The 2,255-nt window shown below is 48.5% G+C and carries 2 protein-coding genes; both read left to right on the forward strand.

The window, feature by feature from the left end:
- Positions 1–187: SEC-C metal-binding domain-containing protein (locus Q0605_RS04960; RefSeq protein WP_298704780.1), on the forward strand; the 187-nt coding region annotated here is incomplete at its 5' end.
- Positions 188–979: 792 nt separating this feature from the next.
- Positions 980–2,170, forward strand: a complete 1,191-nt coding sequence (locus tag Q0605_RS04965; protein WP_298704782.1) for an ABC transporter permease — start codon at positions 980–982, stop codon at positions 2,168–2,170.
- The last annotated feature ends 85 nt before the right edge of the window (positions 2,171–2,255 follow it).

A 2,255-nucleotide genomic window follows, 5' to 3' on the forward strand; every position in this document is an offset into this window, starting at 1 on the left:
CGGTCAATCGCAAACAGATTTGGTTACCGAAGCGTTCGACCCTGACGGCACAGACTTCAGCCCCGAAACGCTTGCACAAAACGGCCTGATTGTTCACCGCAACGATCCTTGCCCTTGCGGTAGCGGCAAAAAATACAAAGACTGCCATGGCAAGGGCGGTCCGAAAAAAGGCGGCTTTGCAAGGTAGGCGCGGCGATCGGTCGTAAGTACGCACGATCGGTGATCTTGATTGCGAGTATCGCGCGATCGATGATCTCGATTGCGAGTATTACGCGACCGGCGCTTTTCGATCTTGCTTTGCTTCTGTGTTCAGCGGATATGTCGCGGGCGAGAGCGTCATAAAATTTTAAAGGGGCTCGATCGCTAGGCGGCGTGGACAGAAATTTTAAAAGAGCTTGATTGTGAGGCCGCGCGGACGGTGAGCAAAGCTGCGCGATGGAGCGGAACTTTGGTTTTGAAATTTTAAAATTTAAAAGCGCACTTGGTGCCTTTGGCTACTTGTTTTCGCAGCGCCGTTACGGTGCGCCGTGCGGCAAAACGCGAACGGCGCACGGTGCTTAAATTTAGTGCGCGGCTAAGATACGGCATTCATTTAAAATTTTAAATTTATGCGATACGGGCGAGTTTGTAAGCAAAGCTCGCCTTTAAATTTTAAGAATTTCAAAATTCTAAAAATTTTTAAATTTCTAAAATTTTAAAATTTTGAGGCATTTGAAATTTTAAAATTTAGAATTTAGGTTTAAAATTTTAAAGTTTTGGTAAAAAGGTCTGTTTGATTTGCCGTATCCGATATCTCTTGGGGGCGAATTTCATTGCGTATAAGAGATTGCGGCGCGATTTTAAATTTTCAAAGCCCGCTGGAACTTTCATATTTTGAAGGCGCAAAACCCATTTTTGGAATTTAAAATTCTAAAAATACTTAAAATTTCACATAGAATTTAGCGCTAAATTCTATGTGAAATTTTACAAGGACGGCTTTTTGGTAAAGTATTTATTATTCAAATATCTCAGATTCGACCGCTCTCAGCCCTTCATTACGCTTTCGGCGCTGCTTGCGTTCTTGGGCGTGGGCGTGGGACTTACGGTGCTGATCGTCGCGATGGCGATAATGAACGGCTTTGATAAAGAATTCGAGCGCAAGCTCTTTACGATGAACTACCCGATCACGATCCACAGCCACTTTCGCGGCGGTATTTCAAAAGACGACGTGGAGGGGCTGCGGGTGGACTTCCCCGATCTGATCTTTAGCCCCTACATCAGCTCGCAAGTCATCGCCAAAAGCGGCGAGAAGCTCGAGGGCGGGCTGATTTTCGGCGTAAATTTAAACGATGAAAAGCGCATCAACTCCGTCGTCGCAGCAGGCGCCAAAGACGCCAATCTAACGGACTACGGCATCATGATAGGGCGCGGGATCAAGGACGAATTTATGCTGGATGATGGTAGTAAGATCACGATGATCTTTACGAAGAGCGATCCGGGCGGCTTTGCGCTGATCCCCAAGATGAAGCGCTTTGATGTGCGCGCGGATTTCAGCTCGGGGTTGATCGCCTACGACAAGGCATATTCCTACGCGGACGCGAGCGATCTAGCCAAAATTTTGGGCTACGACGAGGGGACATTCGACGGCGTGCATGTTTTTTCAAACGATCCGTTTAAGGATCTGGAGTGCATCAAAAAAAGCCTCCCCGGCGGTGCTAGCGCCGTGGGCTGGTGGCAGCAAAACGGCAATTTTTTCAGCGCCCTTGCGCTTGAAAAGCGCGCGCTTTTCATCGTGCTGATGCTAATAATCCTAGTCGCGAGCCTAAATATCGTAAGCTCGCTTCTGATGACCGTGATGAACCGCCGCCAAGAGATCGCGCTTTTACTTAGCCTGGGCGCCAGCAAAAAGGAGGTCAAAAGGACCTTTTTCGCACTCGGAGCCACGATCGGCGGCGGCGGCATCATATTCGGGCTCATTTTGGGCCTATTCGGCGTGTGGCTGCTCGGAAGCTTCGACATCGTAAATCTGCCGGCCGACGTTTACGGAAGCTCGAAGCTGCCGATGGAGCTCTCGCTAGGCGATTTAGCGATGATTTTAATCGGCGCGGTGCTTATCGTGGCACTTTCGTCATGGTACCCGGCCAAAAAAGCCACGCAGATTGACGTGCTGCAAACACTGCGCAACGAGTAAATTTTAAACGCAGCGCCTTTAAAATTTGGCGAAATTTTAAAATTCCAAAGCGGCGCGGTTGTATTTAGCAGTGTATTTAGCGCGG

The organism is uncultured Campylobacter sp., assembly GCF_938017705.1.
In the GTDB taxonomy this organism is placed as follows: Bacteria; Campylobacterota; Campylobacteria; order Campylobacterales; family Campylobacteraceae; genus Campylobacter_B.